Annotated in this window: 14 protein-coding genes; 8 read left to right on the forward strand and 6 right to left on the reverse strand. The window is 38.8% G+C overall.

Annotated elements, in window-relative coordinates:
* A complete protein-coding gene (locus tag L0668_RS15320) occupies nt 1–1416 on the forward strand; it encodes a glutamate synthase small subunit GltD family protein (protein ID WP_235313588.1) in 1416 nt (471 codons plus the stop codon).
* A 571-nt stretch (nt 1417–1987) separates the two neighbouring features.
* Entirely contained in the window at nt 1988–3538 is a 1551-nt protein-coding gene (locus L0668_RS15325; protein ID WP_235313589.1) for a malectin domain-containing carbohydrate-binding protein, read from the forward strand.
* A 219-nt stretch (nt 3539–3757) separates the two neighbouring features.
* Here the strand turns inward: L0668_RS15325 and L0668_RS15330 are convergent, their stop codons facing one another.
* A complete protein-coding gene (locus L0668_RS15330; RefSeq protein ID WP_235313590.1) occupies nt 3758–4294 on the reverse strand; it encodes a VOC family protein in 537 nt (178 codons plus the stop codon).
* 835 nt (nt 4295–5129) lie between these two features.
* Between L0668_RS15330 and L0668_RS15335 the strand changes: the two genes are divergently transcribed.
* Both L0668_RS15335 and L0668_RS15340 read left to right on the forward strand, forming a co-directional pair.
* Nucleotides 5130–8654, forward strand: coding sequence for an Ig-like domain-containing protein (locus L0668_RS15335; protein WP_235313591.1), 3525 nt, complete (start codon nt 5130–5132; stop codon nt 8652–8654).
* 22 nt (nt 8655–8676) lie between these two features.
* The gene (locus L0668_RS15340; RefSeq protein ID WP_235313592.1) at nt 8677–9219 is read left to right on the forward strand and encodes a cohesin domain-containing protein; all 543 of its coding nucleotides are present in this window, start codon (nt 8677–8679) and stop codon (nt 9217–9219) included.
* A 283-nt stretch (nt 9220–9502) separates the two neighbouring features.
* On the opposite strand, the gene L0668_RS15345 is transcribed toward L0668_RS15340, so the two are convergent.
* On the reverse strand, nt 9503–9937 hold the full coding sequence (locus L0668_RS15345) for a hypothetical protein (protein WP_235313593.1): 435 nt from the start codon (nt 9935–9937) through the stop codon (nt 9503–9505).
* 342 nt (nt 9938–10279) lie between these two features.
* A complete protein-coding gene (locus L0668_RS15350) occupies nt 10280–11191 on the reverse strand; it encodes a helix-turn-helix transcriptional regulator (RefSeq protein ID WP_235313594.1) in 912 nt (303 codons plus the stop codon).
* A 574-nt stretch (nt 11192–11765) separates the two neighbouring features.
* On the opposite strand from L0668_RS15350, the gene L0668_RS15355 reads away from it, so the two are divergent.
* A complete protein-coding gene (locus tag L0668_RS15355; RefSeq protein WP_235313595.1) occupies nt 11766–13754 on the forward strand; it encodes a TonB-dependent receptor plug domain-containing protein in 1989 nt (662 codons plus the stop codon).
* A 12-nt stretch (nt 13755–13766) separates the two neighbouring features.
* Complete coding sequence (locus L0668_RS15360) at nt 13767–15128, forward strand: ABC transporter substrate-binding protein (RefSeq protein WP_235313596.1); 1362 nt, start codon at nt 13767–13769, stop codon at nt 15126–15128.
* A 111-nt stretch (nt 15129–15239) separates the two neighbouring features.
* Here L0668_RS15360 and L0668_RS15365 read toward each other — a convergent pair whose 3' ends face one another.
* From L0668_RS15365 to L0668_RS15375, 3 genes are all read right to left on the reverse strand, one after another.
* A complete protein-coding gene (locus L0668_RS15365; protein ID WP_235313597.1) occupies nt 15240–15818 on the reverse strand; it encodes a hypothetical protein in 579 nt (192 codons plus the stop codon).
* Nucleotides 15819–15879: 61 nt separating this feature from the next.
* Nucleotides 15880–16557 carry a DsbA family oxidoreductase gene (locus L0668_RS15370; RefSeq protein ID WP_235313654.1) on the reverse strand — a complete coding sequence of 226 codons (678 nt, stop codon included), beginning with the start codon at nt 16555–16557 and terminating at the stop codon, nt 15880–15882.
* Nucleotides 16558–16637: 80 nt separating this feature from the next.
* Nucleotides 16638–17147 (reverse strand): DUF2937 family protein, encoded by a 510-nt coding sequence (locus tag L0668_RS15375; protein WP_235313598.1) that lies wholly within the window; start codon nt 17145–17147, stop codon nt 16638–16640.
* A gap of 108 nt (nt 17148–17255) precedes the next feature.
* On the opposite strand from L0668_RS15375, the gene L0668_RS15380 reads away from it, so the two are divergent.
* Both L0668_RS15380 and L0668_RS15385 read left to right on the forward strand, forming a co-directional pair.
* Nucleotides 17256–17636, forward strand: coding sequence for a hypothetical protein (locus tag L0668_RS15380; RefSeq protein WP_235313599.1), 381 nt, complete (start codon nt 17256–17258; stop codon nt 17634–17636).
* A gap of 115 nt (nt 17637–17751) precedes the next feature.
* Nucleotides 17752–18363 (forward strand): DUF2726 domain-containing protein, encoded by a 612-nt coding sequence (locus L0668_RS15385; RefSeq protein ID WP_235313600.1) that lies wholly within the window; start codon nt 17752–17754, stop codon nt 18361–18363.
* Nucleotides 18364–18552: the final 189 nt, after the last annotated feature.

Genomic DNA, 18552 nt, shown 5'->3' on the forward strand with positions numbered 1-18552 from the left:
ATGTCTAAGAATGTATACCAATTTGTAGATGTAGGGCGTATTGATCCGCCAAAGAAACCCTCTCATATCCGAAAAGAAGAGTTTGCTGAAATTTATCAGCCTATGAGTGATACCCAAGTAGCTGGTCAAGCCGACCGCTGCTTAGATTGTGGTAACCCTTATTGTGAATGGAAATGTCCGGTACATAACTATATTCCACAATGGTTAAGTTTAGCCAATGATGGACGTATTTTTGAAGCCGCAGAGTTATCTAGCAAAACCAACACGCTACCAGAAGTATGTGGCCGTGTTTGTCCGCAAGATCGTTTATGTGAAGGGGCCTGTACCCTAAATGACGAATTTGGTGCGGTAACTATCGGTAGTATTGAAAAATACATTACAGACACAGCCTTCAAACAAGGCTGGCGTCCAGATATGTCTAAAGTAGTTAAGACCGACAAAAAAGTAGCCATCATTGGTGCTGGCCCTGCTGGTTTAGGTTGTGCCGATATTCTGGTGCGTAACGGTGTTAAACCAGTGGTTTTCGATAAATACGAAAAAATTGGCGGCTTGTTAACCTTTGGTATTCCGTCCTTCAAATTAGAAAAAGAAGTCATGTCGTTACGTCATGAAATCTTTACTGAAATGGGCATTGAGTTTGTTCTGAATACCGAAATTGGCAAGGATATTCCTTTCCAAAAACTATTAGACGAATACGATGCTGTGTTCCTTGGTATGGGTACTTATAAACCTATGCAAGGTGGCTTTGATAACGAACAAGCACCGGGAGTTTACGAAGCATTACCTTACTTAATTGCCAATGTTAACCGTCAATTAAAGCTAGAAAAATCACCAGAAGACTTTGTCGATATGAAAGACAAAAAAGTCGTGGTTCTTGGTGGGGGTGATACCACTATGGATTGTGTACGTACAGCCATTCGCCAAGGTGCCACTGAAGTCACTTGTGCTTATCGTCGTGATGAAGCCAGCATGCCTGGTTCTCGTCGTGAGGTTGTGAATGCTCGCGAGGAAGGGGTTAACTTCAAGTTTAATCTTATGCCTTTAGACATAGCTACTGACGAAAATGGCAAAGCCATTGGTGTAAAAATGGTTAAGACCGAAATGGGTCAACCGGATGCCGAAGGTCGTCGTCGCCCAGTAGTTGTTGAAGGTTCTGAACACGTACTTGAAGCTGACGCTGTGATCATTGCGTTTGGTTTCCAACCTAGTCCAGCGCCTTGGTTTGCTGATTACGGCATCATCTTAGATGAAAAAGGCCGTGTTCGTGCACCAAGAAACGGCAAGTTCGCTTTCCAATCCAGTAACCCACAAATATTTGCTGGTGGCGATATGGTGCGTGGTTCAGACTTAGTGGTAACTGCCATTGACGAAGGCCGAGTAGCCGCAGAAGGCATTTTGGATTATTTAAGAGTCTAATTTTCAGCTAATATCAATAAATCTTGAAGGCCGCTATCTAAGCGGCCTTTTTTTTACCTAACGTCCATACATTTCATAACCTGATGTGATGTGATGGTCTTCTCCCGTTTGATTGTTTGGTTCAATTCAATCATGGCACATAGCTAACGCTTAGATGCCGAATTAGGGAGGAGACCATCACATCAGGTTACATACTAATACCATTCTTTCTCAGCCCATTATTTTTGGTTTTATTCTCCTTTATGAACGGCAGTCCCACAAGTAAATAATTTACAAGTAAAGGCACTTAATTATATTTGCACCGGCAAATATAATTCGCTACTGTTATCGGGATGTTAAATTGCCGTTAATGAAAACATGTATTTCTAATACGGAACTTGATGAAAACTAAAATTATCAATTTTAGACAAATAAACGGACGTAAAAATGCATATACCAACACTCAACGCTGAAGTCGCTTAAAAAAAGCGCCATTGCAAATTTAGTTCTAGCAGGCCTGATTTTATCAGGCTGTGGCGGCAGCTCTGGCTCAACCCCTTCTGACTCAGAAGAGCAAGAGACCCCACCGGCAATGATTGAACCTATGACCATGACTGGCATCAAAGACGGAGACTTAATTGCAGCGAATCAAAACATTGTTATCACTGCTAATTCGGGCGATCTAACCCAAGCCGCATTAACCTTAAATGGCGAGGTAATATCAACTTTAACTTCAGCCCCTTTCGAATTTTCATCGGCAGATATCAGTCAGCTAGCTGAGTTACCCATTGGCGAACATCAAATCGAATTAAGCGGTACAGTCGATGGTGAAGAACAAAAGATTGCTCTAACAATTAAAAAAGACGGAGAATTTCTAGCCACTTATGCTGCCGTTAATTATGCCTTCGAAGATAGTCCCTATGCTTTGGACTCAATCAACGAAATAAATAATATTCCTTTCACAGCTAAAGCTGGTGGTTGGATTGATATTGCTGGCGATGCAGAAATCGAAGGCACCGACTTAGATACCTTATACACCCGAGAATTAGCTGGCGCGAATATCCAATTAGCCCATCAAGTATCAACCGGCTCATACACAGTTGAACTACACTTTGCAGAAATTTGGTTCAACGGCACCACTCGCCCAGGACGAGACGCCCGAGTGTTCGATGTAAAAGTTGAAGAAAACTTAGTAGCAGATGACTTAGACGTATTTGCCGAGGCCGGCTATTTAACCGCCCATACGATTAAACAAGAATTTGTGGTGGAAGATGGTGAGCTAAATATTGCCCTTGAAGGCGTGACAGGCGAAGCCAAAATTAATGCCTATTCTATCCAACGCATGTTAAGTGCATGGGAAGATGAAGATGCAGACGCTGTAGTTAATTACACTGACCAATGCTTAGGTACCGAGGCTGATGCCGAAATAGATGAATTCGGCTGTGCATTACCACCGCCTCCGCCAGAGCCAGGAGAACAACCAGTTAAAATTGATGGCAGCATCTTTGTTGAAAAAGAGGGGCTGCTGGTTGTTGAAATGGAATCTACTGACCATTCAGACGGTTGGGAGTTTGAAACAGGCAGAAACTCAACCGGGGCTGGTTACTTGAATATGCTAGCGGCACAAGCGGCGTGGAACCCTGCAAATATTAAAGAAATTATCAAGGTTAGAATTAAGGTCACTAATCCCGGAAAGTACCAATTTGCATGGCGCAACTTGATCACCAAACCGGGCGTGCCTTCTACTGAGCATAACGATAGTTATTTAAAAATCATTGCTGATAAATTTTATGGTGAAAAAGGCGCAAATATAGTCTGCCCTAAAGTGCTGGAACCAGATAATGCTTGTGTTGCTTCAGGCAGAAAACTAGTCGGTGAAGCGGCACTTGGCTACTTCAAAGTATGGCGCTCTGGTTCACCAATCGACGAGTGGAATTGGTCGAGCAATACAAGTGACAGCGACGGTCATACAGTGTTTGCAGAATTTGATACGGCTGGTGAATACGAGGTAGAAATAGCCAATCGCTCTGACTACCACGCTCTTGACCGTTTTGTGTTGTTTAGAGATGGTAATGCAGATAATAACGTGGCAAGAACCATAGCGCTGGACATAACGACAACAGAATCAACTAGAGAGCCTTAACTAAAATAAGCAAAGTGCATTAATGCGCTTCGCTTACCAAACAACGCTGCACGCAAAGAACTAAGCAAGAAAACAGCACTCCATCCAATTTTGTTATGAATTAAACAGACCGTTTTTAGTCGTTCACGACGGCTAAAAACTTAATTGGCTATCTGGGTAACTGCTCCATACGTTACAGTTAAGGGGTCTATAGATACATAATTGTAAAAAAACACATAATTAATCCCATGCCGAAAGACCAACAATCTCTCCATTTGGTCCTTCAAAAAATGTGTACTTATCTATTGCGTAATTCTCATTTTCTAAAGCGTATCCTGCTGCTTTCAATTTATCACCAATCGTTTTAATATCATTCACTTTAAGCATAAAATGATTATGGTTAGTATTTCCAATAGGTCCTATTTGATCTTTAAACTCAGGAGCCGTTAATGATAAATGTATTGTTAAATCATTGGCTTTAAGTTTCATTACCAACATACCTTCTAATCCTGGGCCCTTATAGACTTCAGCACCATCCATTTTAAAACCAAGAATTTCTCTATACAACTTTAAGGTTTTTTCAAGTTGTAAAACATGAATAGCTATATTTTTTAAACCAATTACTCTAGCTTTGTTGTTTTCCTTATCTTCATCAGATTCTTGTGCATAAGCAAATTGACCTCCAACTAAAATAAACATAGCAATAATAAAACTCTTAGGAAAAAACATAAATTTAGTATTATTCTTTTTTTTGATTTTTAAAATATCGACTTTCATTTTTAATCTTATATATAAGGTTTAGTTAAATTATATTGCGATTTATGAAAAAAATACAAACGAATAGTTCTATCAAAAATAAATTGAAGAGCAAAACATAAATCAAACTTAACAAGAACCTAACAGACTGTATAGGCTTAACTATAACAATGCAGAAGTAAATAAATGTAGTGTGAAATTACTTCAATAGCATATTATCTTGGTCAACAGAAAGTGGCCATCAAACTGACTGAAGCCCTCGGTATTGATATTAGCGCTGGAGGTGTGCGTAGCATGTGGCTAAGAAACAATATGAATACCACTGCACTGAGAGTTGAAAGGTCGCAAGCGTTGCAAGAATCATAGCCAGTTTAACAACTGGCTGATATGCTCTTTACGCCAAAGTTGCTCGGTAATTAGACCGACAGTCTCCCTTGGTAACCCACTAAAGCAGTTAAACGTTACGAATTATTTTTCAAACACCAACAAGCGGTTATTCGCTGACATTTAATTGTCTTCAAGTAATAATACTGGAGGCTGAATTACTTCTTCATAGAACCTTTTAGTATTGATTTGTTCAACAATACTCCGCCTCCTCTGTTCACATTAATTTATGCTTATTTTTATTCTTTAAATAAGCTACAAAGTTAAATCTCACCCCCACATAAACATAAATAAGCTGTTAACTATGAAGCAACACACTGTTAACCATGCGACGACACACTGTTAACCAAATTGCAATAAATTGTTAACCATTAATTGTTTTTGGTGTAAACTCCTTTCGATTTTTTTGAAAAAGCAATTTTATATACAAACAACAAATAAAAAATACAAATAAAAATGGAAGGACTATCTCATGTTGAAAGTAATGCCGTGGATTCTCGTTACAGCAGGATTAGCAGCCTCACCGCTCACTGTTCTGGCTAAAACCGAAACAGTAATAAATGTAAATGTAAAACACTCTATTAATGGACAAAATAATTTTGATCGTCGTAAGTTCATGAATATACATTCGACGGTTACCGACCCTGACTGGGTTGGAGAAGAAGATAAACTGGAATACCTAATGGAAGATCTTGATGTCTATTTTGGTCGAGATAATGGAGGTTCTGTTTGGAACTTTAATCAAGCGAAACAAGACCCTAATAATGCTGGATATGTAGATCCTGAAGATATGGCAGCTAGAGGAAAACAAAGTAGAGAAGTTGTATACGGTATAAATAAAGCTGCTTTGCATAAATATGACAGCCGATCAGACATCATGATTGGTGGGCAAGCTCATCCACACTGGAAAGCGCTAACTAAGCCTTGTTGTAATAACGCTGAAGGATGGCAAGCAAATGGCGCAGATGCTGTTGGGGATTTCTTTGGTCGATATTTAACTGAATTTTACCGCAATGATAACGACGCTGTAACCGACGGACACCAACGCCCTAATTATGTAGAAGTATTAAATGAACCACTTTGGGAGCTTATTAACGGTGTTGGTCCAGACGAAACGCCAGCAACTGAACTTGAAGTGTTTGAATTTCATAATGGCGTGGCGCAAGGAATTCGACGTCACCACCCAGATGTAAAAATTGGTGGTTATACATCGGCATTTCCATGGTTTGAAAGAAATAACTTTCAACGTTGGGAAGAAAATATGAAATTATTCATCGATACTGCCGGTGAAAACATGGATTTCTATTCATTACATTTTTACGATCTTGCCCATAATAACAACACCTTCCGAGGCGGTCGTCTTGAGTCAACTTTTGATATGGTTGACCATTATTCAAGTATAAAATTCGGCCAGCCGAAAGAGTATATTATCTCTGAATATGGTGGCCGTAATATCCCTTTAGAATCAAAACCTTGGTCTCCGATTCGTGATTGGGCTTTACTCCGTTCAGCCAGCCCAATGATGATGCAATTGATGGACAGACCTGACAGCATTATTAAGTCAATCCCATTTATTACAGTGAAAGCTGCATGGGGAACTAAAGACGGTATTCCGTATCCTTGGAGATTATTACGCCAAGCAAAAGAAGGCGAAAATGAAGAAGGCGAAAACTGGGTATTTAGTGAATTAGTTAAATTTTATGAGCTTTGGTCAGATGTAAACGGCACGCGTGTTGATACTCTGTCAACCAACCCAAATTTACTGGTTGACAGTTACGTTGCTAGCAATAAAGTTTATGTTATTGTCAGCAACTTAACCGCAAGCTCAGAAAGTGTATTATTACGTAAACGCGGCGCTGATTCACAAAGCATTGAAAAGGTAAAAGTTAAACACCTATATTTAGACGGTGCAACACCGGTCCTAGATGTTCAAGAATATGCAGCAGACATTAACAGTATAGAATTAGCGCCAGAAGCAACGGCAATTATCGAATATTCTTATAACGATCCTATCGCTATTGATAACTCGTCTGAAGAATCACGTTATTTTGCTACGGAATATTATAAAGAAATAGCAAAAAATACGGCATCAACATTTACTATTGAAAACGTAAGTTTGAATGCATTTGGTGAAGCTGTATTACGTGTGGTAGTTGGCCGAGATCATGGTTCATCTTTAGCACCTAACGTTGTTCTAAATGGTCAAGTGTTATCGGCTATAAATATTTCTGGTGATTCTCAAGAACAGCGCGAACGTTTTTTTGGTTTACTTGAATTTCCTGTTGATAATGCGTTGTTACAAGAAACAAACAACGTCAGTATCACTTTCCCTGATGACGGCGGACATATCGCTAGTGTCAATATGAAAGTATTTAAATTTGATAATAACATTCGTCCAACGGATGGTGTGGTTGATGGTATCTACTTAAGTTCAGACAGCAAATTAGTCGGTGTTGGTAGTACACTTGAATTAACCACTTCGATTACACCTTTCTATGCAGCTAACAAATCAATTGTTTATTCATCAAGCGATATTAACCTAGCAACTGTCGATACAAATGGCGTAGTTAAAGGCCTTCAAGCAGGTAACGTTGTTATTACTGCAACTGCGGTTAGTTCTGGAATTACTGCAGAAATTGAAATAAGTATTGAAGAGCCTGTTGCTTCGTCATTCTCATTTGACGACCCAAGTATATACACAAGTACCCTATATAAATCGGGTGACGTTATGACAGTAACAACACAATACGAAGCAGGAACAGGCTTTGTTGTTAATAACTTACTCGGCGGTGTTGAATATAGATTAAGACACCTAGCATCAAACTGGTCATTAATTAACGATGTCGCAATTGTTAATGATTCAACAGCAATAAATGAACAAAGAGGCACATCATCTGTAGATATTCCATTAACTGGTTTAACCGCTACTGCAGATCTTGAAAATGGCGAGTTTTATTTCTTATTTGTACGTTTTAAAAATACTAATGGTGAAACTAAAACCCTTGCTTTAGCTAATATTAAAATAGAAAAAGACCAAGTAATTGTTGAACCGTCTCTAACCTTTGATGATGCTGCTAAATATAAATCTACTGTATATACAACTGACAGCACATTAGATGTAACCGCTTTATACCAAGCAGGAAATAACAATACAGTTACCAATGAGTTAGGTGGTGTGAAATTTTTCCTACGTGAAATGACCGCTGATTGGTCAACCGTTGTAAACGATACGCTTGCTTATGATGAAAGCCCTATTGATAAGCAAAGCGGTACGGCTACAGCTTCTATTCCGTTAACCGGGTTAACGCCAAGTTCAGCATTAGCAGATGGGAACTTTTATTTCTTATACGCTCAATTTAAGGCATCTGATGGGACAATATACAAAACCTCAGGTGTTGCTAATATCAATATTGAACAAGGTCTTGTTGCTGCTTCATTCTCATTAGATAACGCTAGCACATATTTAACAACTGAATATGAAGTGGGCACATCTATGGACGTTACCATAAACTTTGAAGCGGGTACTGGTAATACGGTTACAAATCAATTTAATGGCGTACGTTATTTCTTAAGGCAAATCAACGTGGTTAATGGTGCTTGGGTACCAGTAAAAGACGTTATTGTTGAAGACAACAGTGTTATTGGTCGACAAACAGGCTCTTCACAAGTAAGTCTTCCACTTACCGGTTTATTAGCAACAGCTGATTTACCCGAAGGGAACTTCTACTTCCTTTTTGCACAAGCACGTACTTCTGATAACCAAACCATGACGATAGCACTACCTAATATCAAGCTCGTTAAACCCGCCGCTATTATAGGTGACTGGGATGGCGATGGTGATGTCGACAGTGTAGATATTCGTGGATTAATGAGTGCGGTATTAGGCAGACAAACAATCGATATGGTTTTTGATATAAACAACGACGGCGTCGTTAATATGTTTGATGCAAGAGCTTTAGCCCCTTTATGTACACGCACTCGATGTGCAATTAACTAAATAACAGTAAACGGAGTAGAAAATGAAATTTTATAAAATAATAGCCACTTGCATGTTAATCATTGGCTTTCAAGCAAACGCTAACTTAATCACTATTGATCTAGATAATAATGATGTTGCCGTTGGTGAAACCATCAACGTCAGTTTATGGGCTAACTTTACTGATTCAGTAGATACCATCGATTTTAATTTTAACTTTGATAACAGCCTATTCAGTTTTATTGATAGCTCTGAAACAACGGCATTACCAAATGACGGATTTTTGAACTACTTCACAGCGACTCCAAATGCACAAGGCTTAGGTTTAGGATTTATATCGTTTGACTCTTTTGTTACTGGAGAGTTTCTATTCGCTTCATTTAGCTTAGAACGCACAGATTTGGGAGATTCAGAATTTTCATTAACCAGCAATATATTTGAAAGTGCTGCAACATTCGAATCTTTTACCTTAGATCCTGTTAACTCTGTATCAATATCGGCTGAAGTGCCTGAACCAGAAACACTAGGTTTGTTCGCTATTGCTGGATTAATGTTACTGAATTTTCGCCTAAAGAAAAAAGCATAACGTTTAGTTTAAACAGAATTAAAATCATCCAATTAGTGGTTGTTAATAGAAGATTTATGTAGATAAACAAATCTTAAAAAAGCGACGAATAGAATTATTTGTCGCTTTTTTAATATCGGGGTCAGAACAAAGTTAAAGTGGTTAAATCAAATTAGTTTTTACGCCACCGCGGTTTTCTACCGGGAGGTAAAGCGTGCAACCTTCTACCTGTTAGTGATGCCAGTTCACTTTTAAACCTTTCGTTACCCAAGGCCACTTTTTTTTACGAGCTATGGCTTATAGATCATTGATAATTTTCGACTGTGTCTTTCCAAAACTGCTCTTTGGTTAACTTATTAAGGGCGATGGTATGGGGGTCGGAATTTTTGCCTTTTGTCACGCGAATAAGTAAATATTTGATAAGCTGCTTAATGGGTCCGGTATCGCCATTTTCGGCCATGTTTAAGGCATATTCCACTGAATATTTAAACGCAGCATATTCATGCTTAGCTTTATTTCTGGTCTTTTGAACGGCCATTCGGTTATACAGAATATGTCCGTATTCGTGCATAACCACTACTACTAGTCTGTCTTCGGGGTGTGTTTCCATTTTTCGAACAAACATTTTAGGAGCAAGGTATATAGTATTTTTACCTTGCGCTTTACCCATAGACTTTTTATTTACTTCAATAAATACATCTACATTTTGTTGAGTGACTCGCTCAATAGTACGCCACAATTTAGGTAGTTTGGCGGGGCTATTTTTTACAATATTATCGAATAACTTTTGTGATACGCCCTTTCCGCGTTTGAGCTCTCCAGCGGTTACAGGCTAACGATAGGTAATGTGTTCAATTTTCTAATCCCTCTGTCAATTATGGAAGTTAGCCAAAGTCTTGTATTTACAGACCTTCAAATCCGAGTTTAAATATCGATGACATTATTCTCTTCTATTTCGGCACAAAATAAATTCCACTTACGAGTACCTTAAAAGCAACCAATTCTATAAGCAAATAATCTTACAATTGAAACGACTCAGATACTATCGTATATCCGAGAACATAACGTAAATCCTTGGTTATTAACCTTTACGCCAAGTATTGGGCGACATGCCGAACTTTCTCTTAAAGCACCTTGAAAAATACTGACTACTTGAAAAACCCAAATCAAATGTTAATTGAGTGATTGAGCATTCTAGGTTGTCTTTCAATAATACGGCAGCGTGCTCTAGACGACAGTGATTTAAAAACTCTATAGGGCTAGTATTAGTCAGTTGCTGGCAATAATGGCTAAATGCCGTGCGTTTAATACCGCAATACTCTGCCATTGAGTCTAAGGTCCATTCTACACTAGCAATTTTATAGCTAATACGTAGCTCCTCTAAAAACAGCCCTACTGCTCTGGCTTTAGTAGTTAAGTGATCTTGGGTCACAATGTTTTTAGTGCGCAATAACTCCAACAGGGCAACAAATAATTGATTTAAATTAATCATCAATTGTGAGGCATAATCTTCGATTGGCTCTGCTGTAACATAACTTTGTAAGCGTTTAAAAATATGTAAAATTTCGTTATTGGCTTGCCAGGCCGGATGTTCATTTCCACGCAACAATTGGGATAGCTCTTGTTTGTCTGGCTCGGTTAAAATAAACCAGTCTGGCCACTGCCAATCTTGATTTGGCCGACGTACTCCCACATCTAAGATAATCCAATGTAGCCTACCAGGGCCTAAATTAGGGTCGCCCACTTGATGCAATTGCCAAGGACGGGTAATGGTTAATGTCTTAGAAGGTGTTGTGTACTTTCTACCATCAACTGTGAGTATGTTAACGCCGTTCTCTTGAAAGCAAATTTCGACACCTTCATTTCTATGAGGTTCTATGCCCCAATCTTGTTCTCCTACTACATGCATAAACCCCATACTACTGATGCCAGAAAGTAATTTTTCATCCAGTACTTTTCCAGGATAGTTACCATGAGAGCTAAGTAAAGACACCCACGCTAAGAACAAATAAAATAAAGCAATTATAAACCAATAACTTAATGATAATTAAAATGTCGAAAAGTTAGTCAATTAGCTCCCATGATTTTTTTTGCCGACTTTCATATGTTTTAAGATCTTTTCCTCCGTGTTCTCGGTGGCCTCTGTGCTAAATATCTTTTCGCTTTCAAGACATCCAATTAACGGCTAGCTATGCCTTATTAAACATAGCTATCCATATCAAGCATTTGGCGCAGGTTTTCACCACCTTTTGCCAAAACTTTTCCTTGGTTAATTTTTAACAACTTGGGGAGAGAGGCTGACTTTCGCTGCTTTCACTCCCATTAGGATTAATTTATAAGTTATTTTATGAGGCCAGTGTCGCCATGCTCTGCCACAGATAGAACATGAGTTTATTAATTACCTATTGACTGTTTCTGATTGATACCTAAACTTACCCTAACACTATTATTTTTATTCTTATATGTTCTTCAACAAAGCCTTAAAATTACTAATATTGACTATTACCATTGGAAGCGCTCTCCAAACTAGTCACTCTCTTGCAAACGCGGAAGATGATTTATTTGAAATGTCCCTTGAAGACCTTTTGAATATTGAAATAGTCACAGCTGTTGGTAATGGGCAAAAAGTAAAAGATGCACCGGCTATCGTGTCGGTTATTACTAAAAACGACTTACAAAATTGGAATGTTAGTTCAGTTGGTGAAGCCCTTTCTCGGGTACCAGGCTTCTATTGCAGTTTTGACATGTTAAGTTATAACTGTGGGGTTCGTGGCATTAACGGCGGCTTCCGTGGTCACAGTAAAGTGATTAAAGTCATGATTAACGGCCAGTCTGTGGCGTTTAGATCAGACACTAACAACTACATTGGTCAAGAGTTAATCCCTCTAAACATAATTGAACGAATCGAAATAGTTCGCGGGCCTTCATCAGCACTATATGGCGCCAATGCTTTTTTAGGCGTAGTCAATATTATTACTAAAACCGCTACCAAAGAATTTAACGCCACTTTTAATGCTAATGTAAACACTATTGAAAGTGGTACAGGTTATGATTTTTCAGCGGGTGTGCAAGGCACGACTCAAGGGTGGAAATATAATTTAGCCGCGAGTTTTGCGCGAACAGATCGCAGTGGTTTAGCCATACCCAACACCCTACCTTCACTTTCTACCTTAAAAATAGGACAAGATTCGGAAAATGATATTGCTCAACCATTTAATGTCTACGGCGATATAGGCAAAAATTTCAGCGGTATTTTCAAACCCGATGACCAGTTAGATATAAGTCTAATTGCTTGGTATTCAAAACTTGATAGCGATGCCCAATGGCTGGATTTTGGGTACTTTGGGCAATCTGGTAGTCTAGGGTATGGACACCATATCAGTATTGAAAACCAGTATCTAAAATTAGCAAGTCAATACCAATATTCAAAAGACTTACGTTTTGATGGCTGGCTAGCCATAGCTCAAGGGAATCCAACCCAAGATGAATATTTAGACTTAGGTGTACCATCCTTTATTCCAAGTCGTCAATTTGGCTTTGACTCAGTTGAGTTTCAATTTGAAGCCACTTGGTCACTCTTATCTAGCCGCACTTTAGTCATGGGGATAGACAACACTGCTGATGACGAAGATTTACTTGAAGTGTATCGTATCGATAGACAAACTGGCGAAAAGTCTCTTGCCACCAATGCCCAAGGTTCTAAGAAGTTCGATAATTTAGGCATTTATCTTCAATATACAGATTTTATCACTGATGATTTTGGCTTAACCCTAAATATACGTCACGACGACCATAATATTTATGGTAACGAGACGAATTACCGAGCGGGCTTGGTGTATTCGTTCAATAATAACTTATCCACTAAATTATTGTATGGCACCTCTTACAAAGCGCCGGCAGCATTACAATTATTTTCGCAGCCGCTATTTTCTGGCGAAGTGAATGGTAATCCCGATTTGTTAACTGAAAGTGCCGACACGCTAGAACTCGCCGTAGACTGGAAAGTATCGAACGAAATCAATCTGTCTATGACACTATTTAAAACCCATGTTGAAGACAAAGTAGAAGTAGTCGGCACCCAAGCCTTTAATGCAGGCTTACAAAGCAGTCATGGTTTAGAAGCCGATTTTAAATGGGTTAGACAAGACTTATCTATTATTGCTAATTTTTCATGGCAAAAAACAGACGCCGAAACTCAGAATTTTATTGGTCAAGTCGTTGAATACCCGAGCTCTATGTACCCCAAATTAATGACTCGCCTATTCGCCAGCTATAAAATTAACAAGGGTTTCAGTGCTCACGCTGGACATAGTTATATTTCTCCACGTAGAGCATCTGAAACGAATATTCTATTAAACGGCACCAGTCCTTATCAATTAGAGGCGTATCATTTAGTAGATTTTATAATAAATTATAAAGTATTAGACAACGCAAAAGTGTATGTAAAAGCCACTAATCTATTCAATGAAAAATACCAACAAGTGGGATTTAACGGGTTAGACGTAGCAGGCTTACCTAGAATGTTAACTCTAGGTTTTAACTTTAATTACAACTAAGTGACTTAGAAAATGAAATGGCCCTTTTTTATCTTAATTTCGATTTTGGTTGCCTCATGTGGAGGGGAAACGGATGTTGATAACTCTGCAGAGAACATATCAAAAGAAGCATTAGTGTTCGCTGTTATGGGCCGTTACCGAGACAACCAAGATCCTTTTGGTCGAGGGGTACAAATGGTCGCGAATGAAGTGAATGTGGCCGGCGGGATCGGTGGACGCCCTATTGAGTTAGTATTTCGAAAATCAGATTGCAGCTCGACTATTGCCAAATTTGAAGCTGAAAATTTACTCCAACAATATCCCAACCTGATTGGTGTAACTGGCCCCGAATGCAGTGGCGCGGGCGCTTCAGTGAGTGCAGTGATGGGCGCTGAAAACATTCCCATTGTTGCCTACACCACCAGCTCGCCGTCTTTATCGGTTGCTGACACTTTTTATCGTTTACAAGCGTCAGACTTAGCTATTATCGGTGGTTTTGTGCAATCTATGCTGTTAGAAAAGGATCGAGATAACGACGGACGACTTAGCCTTTCAATCATTTATGGAGACGACCCTTTTAATGCTGGTTTAGGCCAAGGCATAGTGGATGGCTTTAGACAAGCTGGAGGAGAAATCATCTCGGAAGTCCCTTATCCGGATGGCACTTTAGTTGATTTTACTGAGTATTTACAAACCATGTTTGCACCGAATGGAGAGATGGTTTATCCGGATATCATTGCCATCATGGGCTTTGAAAAAGAAATTGCCAACATCACGCTCCAAATTCCACAAATAGCTGAAAATATGCCAAATTTTCCCGTTTACACCTCTGGATTAGATCAAACCGTGTTGACCGATGGCTCCCCAGACATAGTAAAAAACGCTGTCACATTAACCCCTAATGGCGCATTTTCTCCCATAGTTTTTCCTTATCTAGATAGTTTTTTGAACGAGTTCAATCGCATTTGGCAAACCGAGGAAACGGCAGAAGACTCAGCACAAGGGTATGACGCCATGATGTTGCATGTTTTGGCATTATTACAAGCTCACGAATTAGGCCAGATAGATGTAACCACCTCCTCCGTAGCTGATATTAGACAAGGCATATTGGATAATTTAACTGACGTTTCTCGAGGCGTGAATGACTTTGAAAAAGAAGGCGACCAGCCAAATACCGCTTACATCAAACCGTTCGAATTCGCTAAGGCACTAGCTGCATTAAAAGCAGGACATGATATTAATTACAATGGCGCTTCGGGTTACATTGATTTTGATAAATTAGGAGATATCAATTACGGAGCCTTCTTTTTACAAGTACCTGTACGCAGTGGTGAAAGTTTTACAGTTAAAAACTTAAGCCTAAACTGTTTTGGTCCACCTGAATGTACCCTATGACTTAGACGCTAAGATTGAGACCACAAACAGAGTTGGTTTTGTTAAAGGCGAATACTTATCCTACGTAGTTTCATGTAAATTTTAGTAATTCTAATTCATCTTGGCAGGTGATCATTCATAAGTTTTAACTGCCTGTTTCCAAAATTTTTCTTTGGTTAATTTTTTCAGGGCTTGAGTGTGGGGGGCTGACTTTTTGCCTTTTTTCACTCTCATTGGTAAATATTTTATAAGTTGCTTAATCGGCCCAGTGTCACCTAGCTCTGCCATGACTAAGGCGTGTTTTACCGAATATTTAAACGCGGCATATTCGCGATCTGCTGTGCTACTAGATCTAACTCCTGGCTGACGGTTAAACAGAACATGGCCAAATTCATGAAGTACAACCACTACTAACCTGTCTTCTGGATGTGTGTCCATTGCTCGAAGAAACATTTTCGGTGCAAGGTAAATAGCTTTTTTACCTATAGCCCTTCCGAGAGAGCCTTTAGTTGCTTCAATATACACATCAACATTTTTTTGTGTGACCAGCTCTATGGTTTGCCAGAGTTTAGGATATTTAGCAGGATTATTTTTTACAATCTTCTCAAACAATTTTTGAGATATTCCTTCACCGCGTTTCACTTCACCAGCGGTTAAAGACCAACAAGTTAATAGAGCTACCAGAAAACTAGCAAGGCGAATTATTTTCAAGAGTTACTATTCCTTTTTTCGTTATGATTTAAAGTCTATTATTCGAATGTATTCGACGACTTTAACCTTCTTTAGCTATTTCCCTAAGTGCCGCTTCAAACACTTCCACTGGCTGGCCACCGCTGATTAGGTGTTTGTTATTGACTATCACAGCAGGTACTGAACTCACTCCAGCTGACTGATAATGCTGCTGTATTTTTCGAACGTCTTGAGCATATTGATCTGAATTTAAAATACCTTGAGCTATGTCTTTATTCAGCCCAACTTTATCCACTACGGCTAGTAGTTGTTGATGATCACTAGGATTACCTTCTTGTTGAAAATACAAATCAAACAAGGCCAGCTTTAACTTTGTTTGATTACCTTGTTCACAAGTATTCTTCTGCTCTTCATCAAGCTCCTGAGCCCAATGTAATAACCTATGGGCATCAAAGGTATTGTAAATGCGGCCCCCACCTCTAACTCCAAATTTATAACCTAAAGACAAGCCCCGTTGCTTGATGGTTTCACGATTTTGTGCAGCTTGCTGCTCACTAATACCGTATTTCTGGGTGATATGTTCAACAATCTCCTGCCCTTCTTTAGGCATTTTCGGATTCAGTTCAAAAGGTTGCCAACTAATGCTAGCTGTAATATTTGGCGCGATATTTTGCAGCGCCTGCTCAAGAGCTTTATAGCCAATAATACACCAAGGACAAGAAACGTCTGAAACAATATCAATAGTTAACTGAGTCACAATCATTCACCTATTTTGATTATAATATTCTATAGACCTGAGTTTATTCGGTATAGGCTCATTTTATTTTTTAAACATCCATATCAGGCCACTTTCTTGCGGCCAACAAACACATAACCCAACATACCAAAAATAACATCCAACAGAGCTGCTACTAAAAAGCCACTGACTAAGCCCCATACTAAAGCCACGGGATTGATTAAAATCACATAACTATATTGCTGCATGGTTTCTTTGAGGATCTTACTGTCTGGGGTTAATAACACATGGCTAGTTCTAAAAATTGATGACTGTTGCAAGGCTGCCAATTCAGCTTTCAATAAATTAAGGCGATCAGACATAAAACGGATATTTTTAGCGTCATCTCTAAAAATTACATCATCACTTTTTTCATAATGCGCCACCAGCGCAGACATATCGCCATTAAAATATTTATCTGCTGTTTGTTGAAATCCAGCAATTAACTCTTTGGCTTCAACCAGATGTGCGTCCACCCTTTTTTGGTATTGATCGACCACAGCCGGAATTTGAATGCCCATAAGCAATCCACTGCAAAACAAAATAAGTCGAAAATAATCAGTAATAAATTTCATTTTATATACTCAAGCTAATCTACCGATACCTTAGTTTAGCTGAATTACCTTGCTGCTATTTAACCGAACTTCTATAGTAATCAAAAGCGCACGTAAAAGGGTATGAGTTTGTTAAATAAATTAGTCAAAACATCTTTATTCGCCACATTCTGTTTGGCTAGCTTTACCTATGCAGAAGATAGACCTATTCTAGATATCACTATGCACTCTGAGAAATGTCCAGAATCTTTTTACGCCTTGCCAGTGTTACCTCAAGCCAAATTTTGCCAACAGTTTTCGGCCGATTTGCCAGCTAGTATGTCTTATCACGTTAATAATGATCAACAAACTGCCGCTCAATTTTATCTTGAAAAAATGGGCCAAGCGCAAAGCCAAGAAACCTTAAAAGGCCGTATCGTTTTACAATACAAAAATGGCAATAAAATTGTGATTATTTCTGCTGATGGAAACGGCAGCCAAATCGACATTTTAGTCAAATCCAACAGTTAATCAGTATCTAAAAACATAAAGTGCCAAGCCGTTAATCTTGCTTGGCATTTTTTTTGCAAAACATTCTTCGAAACTAACCCTCAGTCAACTTTTTGACATTCGTTTTGGAGAAAGCATGGAACTCGCATTTGTATTAATGATGATGCTAATCATAGTGGCTGTAGCTGCGATGAAATTGCATGAACCGGCATTAGCCTTCCCTTTTAAAAAGAAAGCTAACTTATTCACGCCTGTTGAACGTTCTTTTTTAGACTTAATTGAAAAAGCTGTGGGCTCTGAAGTTCGTATTATGTGCCGAGTAAGAATGAGTGATATTTTATCGATACGCCAAACTACTGACAAAAAAACCATGAAGAATGCTTTGAACAGAGCAGGCGGCAAACAGTTCGATTTTGTTTTATGTTCTAAAGACAATATGACCCCTATGTTAGCCATAGATTTAGTGCATAACAAAGGTAAAGAGGGCTATAAAAATCAAAGAGATTTTTATGTCAGTGGTGCGTTAAATGCAGCCCACATTCCTCATGTTAGAATTAAAGTACGTTCTGGTTATACGGTCAAAGACATCCAAGAGTGCATCCAAGCCAAATTACCTAAACAAAAATACACACCGCCACCTGTGATGTCTGGTACAGCTAAGTTAGCCAAGGATTTTGCTAATCAAGCCAGACCTACACGACCAATCAAAACCAATAAAACGGTTCCAAGACCAGTAGCAGCTGCTTAACCTTTTTTACAGCCAGTAATAAATCGGTACAAGCTAAATGTTTTAGCTTGTACCGATTTATACCAATGACAATAACATTCAATTTAACAATAAGCCTTAAAAAACGGCCACTAAAAATTATATATAAAGATCGTAATTAGTATACAATTTACAAATTCATTATCTGATGCGACATAAATCCTTAAAATG

The sequence above is a fragment of the Paraglaciecola algarum genome (genome assembly GCF_021532655.1).
GTDB lineage: Bacteria > Pseudomonadota > Gammaproteobacteria > Enterobacterales > Alteromonadaceae > Paraglaciecola > Paraglaciecola algarum.

What these genes read in the sequence shown, in the direction of transcription:
- L0668_RS15330 (WP_235313590.1), bottom strand. Translation starts at nt 4,294, where the DNA reads ATGAAAGTCGATATTTTAAAAATCAAAAAAAAGAATAATACTAAATTT.
- L0668_RS15340 (WP_235313592.1), top strand. Translation starts at nt 8,677, where the DNA reads ATGAAATTTTATAAAATAATAGCCACTTGCATGTTAATCATTGGCTTT.
- L0668_RS15385 (WP_235313600.1), top strand. Translation starts at nt 17,752, where the DNA reads ATGGAACTCGCATTTGTATTAATGATGATGCTAATCATAGTGGCTGTA.
- L0668_RS15325 (WP_235313589.1), top strand. Translation starts at nt 1,988, where the DNA reads ATGATTGAACCTATGACCATGACTGGCATCAAAGACGGAGACTTAATT.
- L0668_RS15360 (WP_235313596.1), top strand. Translation starts at nt 13,767, where the DNA reads ATGAAATGGCCCTTTTTTATCTTAATTTCGATTTTGGTTGCCTCATGT.
- L0668_RS15335 (WP_235313591.1), top strand. Translation starts at nt 5,130, where the DNA reads ATGTTGAAAGTAATGCCGTGGATTCTCGTTACAGCAGGATTAGCAGCC.
- L0668_RS15355 (WP_235313595.1), top strand. Translation starts at nt 11,766, where the DNA reads ATGTCCCTTGAAGACCTTTTGAATATTGAAATAGTCACAGCTGTTGGT.
- L0668_RS15320 (WP_235313588.1), top strand. Translation starts at nt 1, where the DNA reads ATGTCTAAGAATGTATACCAATTTGTAGATGTAGGGCGTATTGATCCG.
- L0668_RS15375 (WP_235313598.1), bottom strand. Translation starts at nt 17,147, where the DNA reads ATGAAATTTATTACTGATTATTTTCGACTTATTTTGTTTTGCAGTGGA.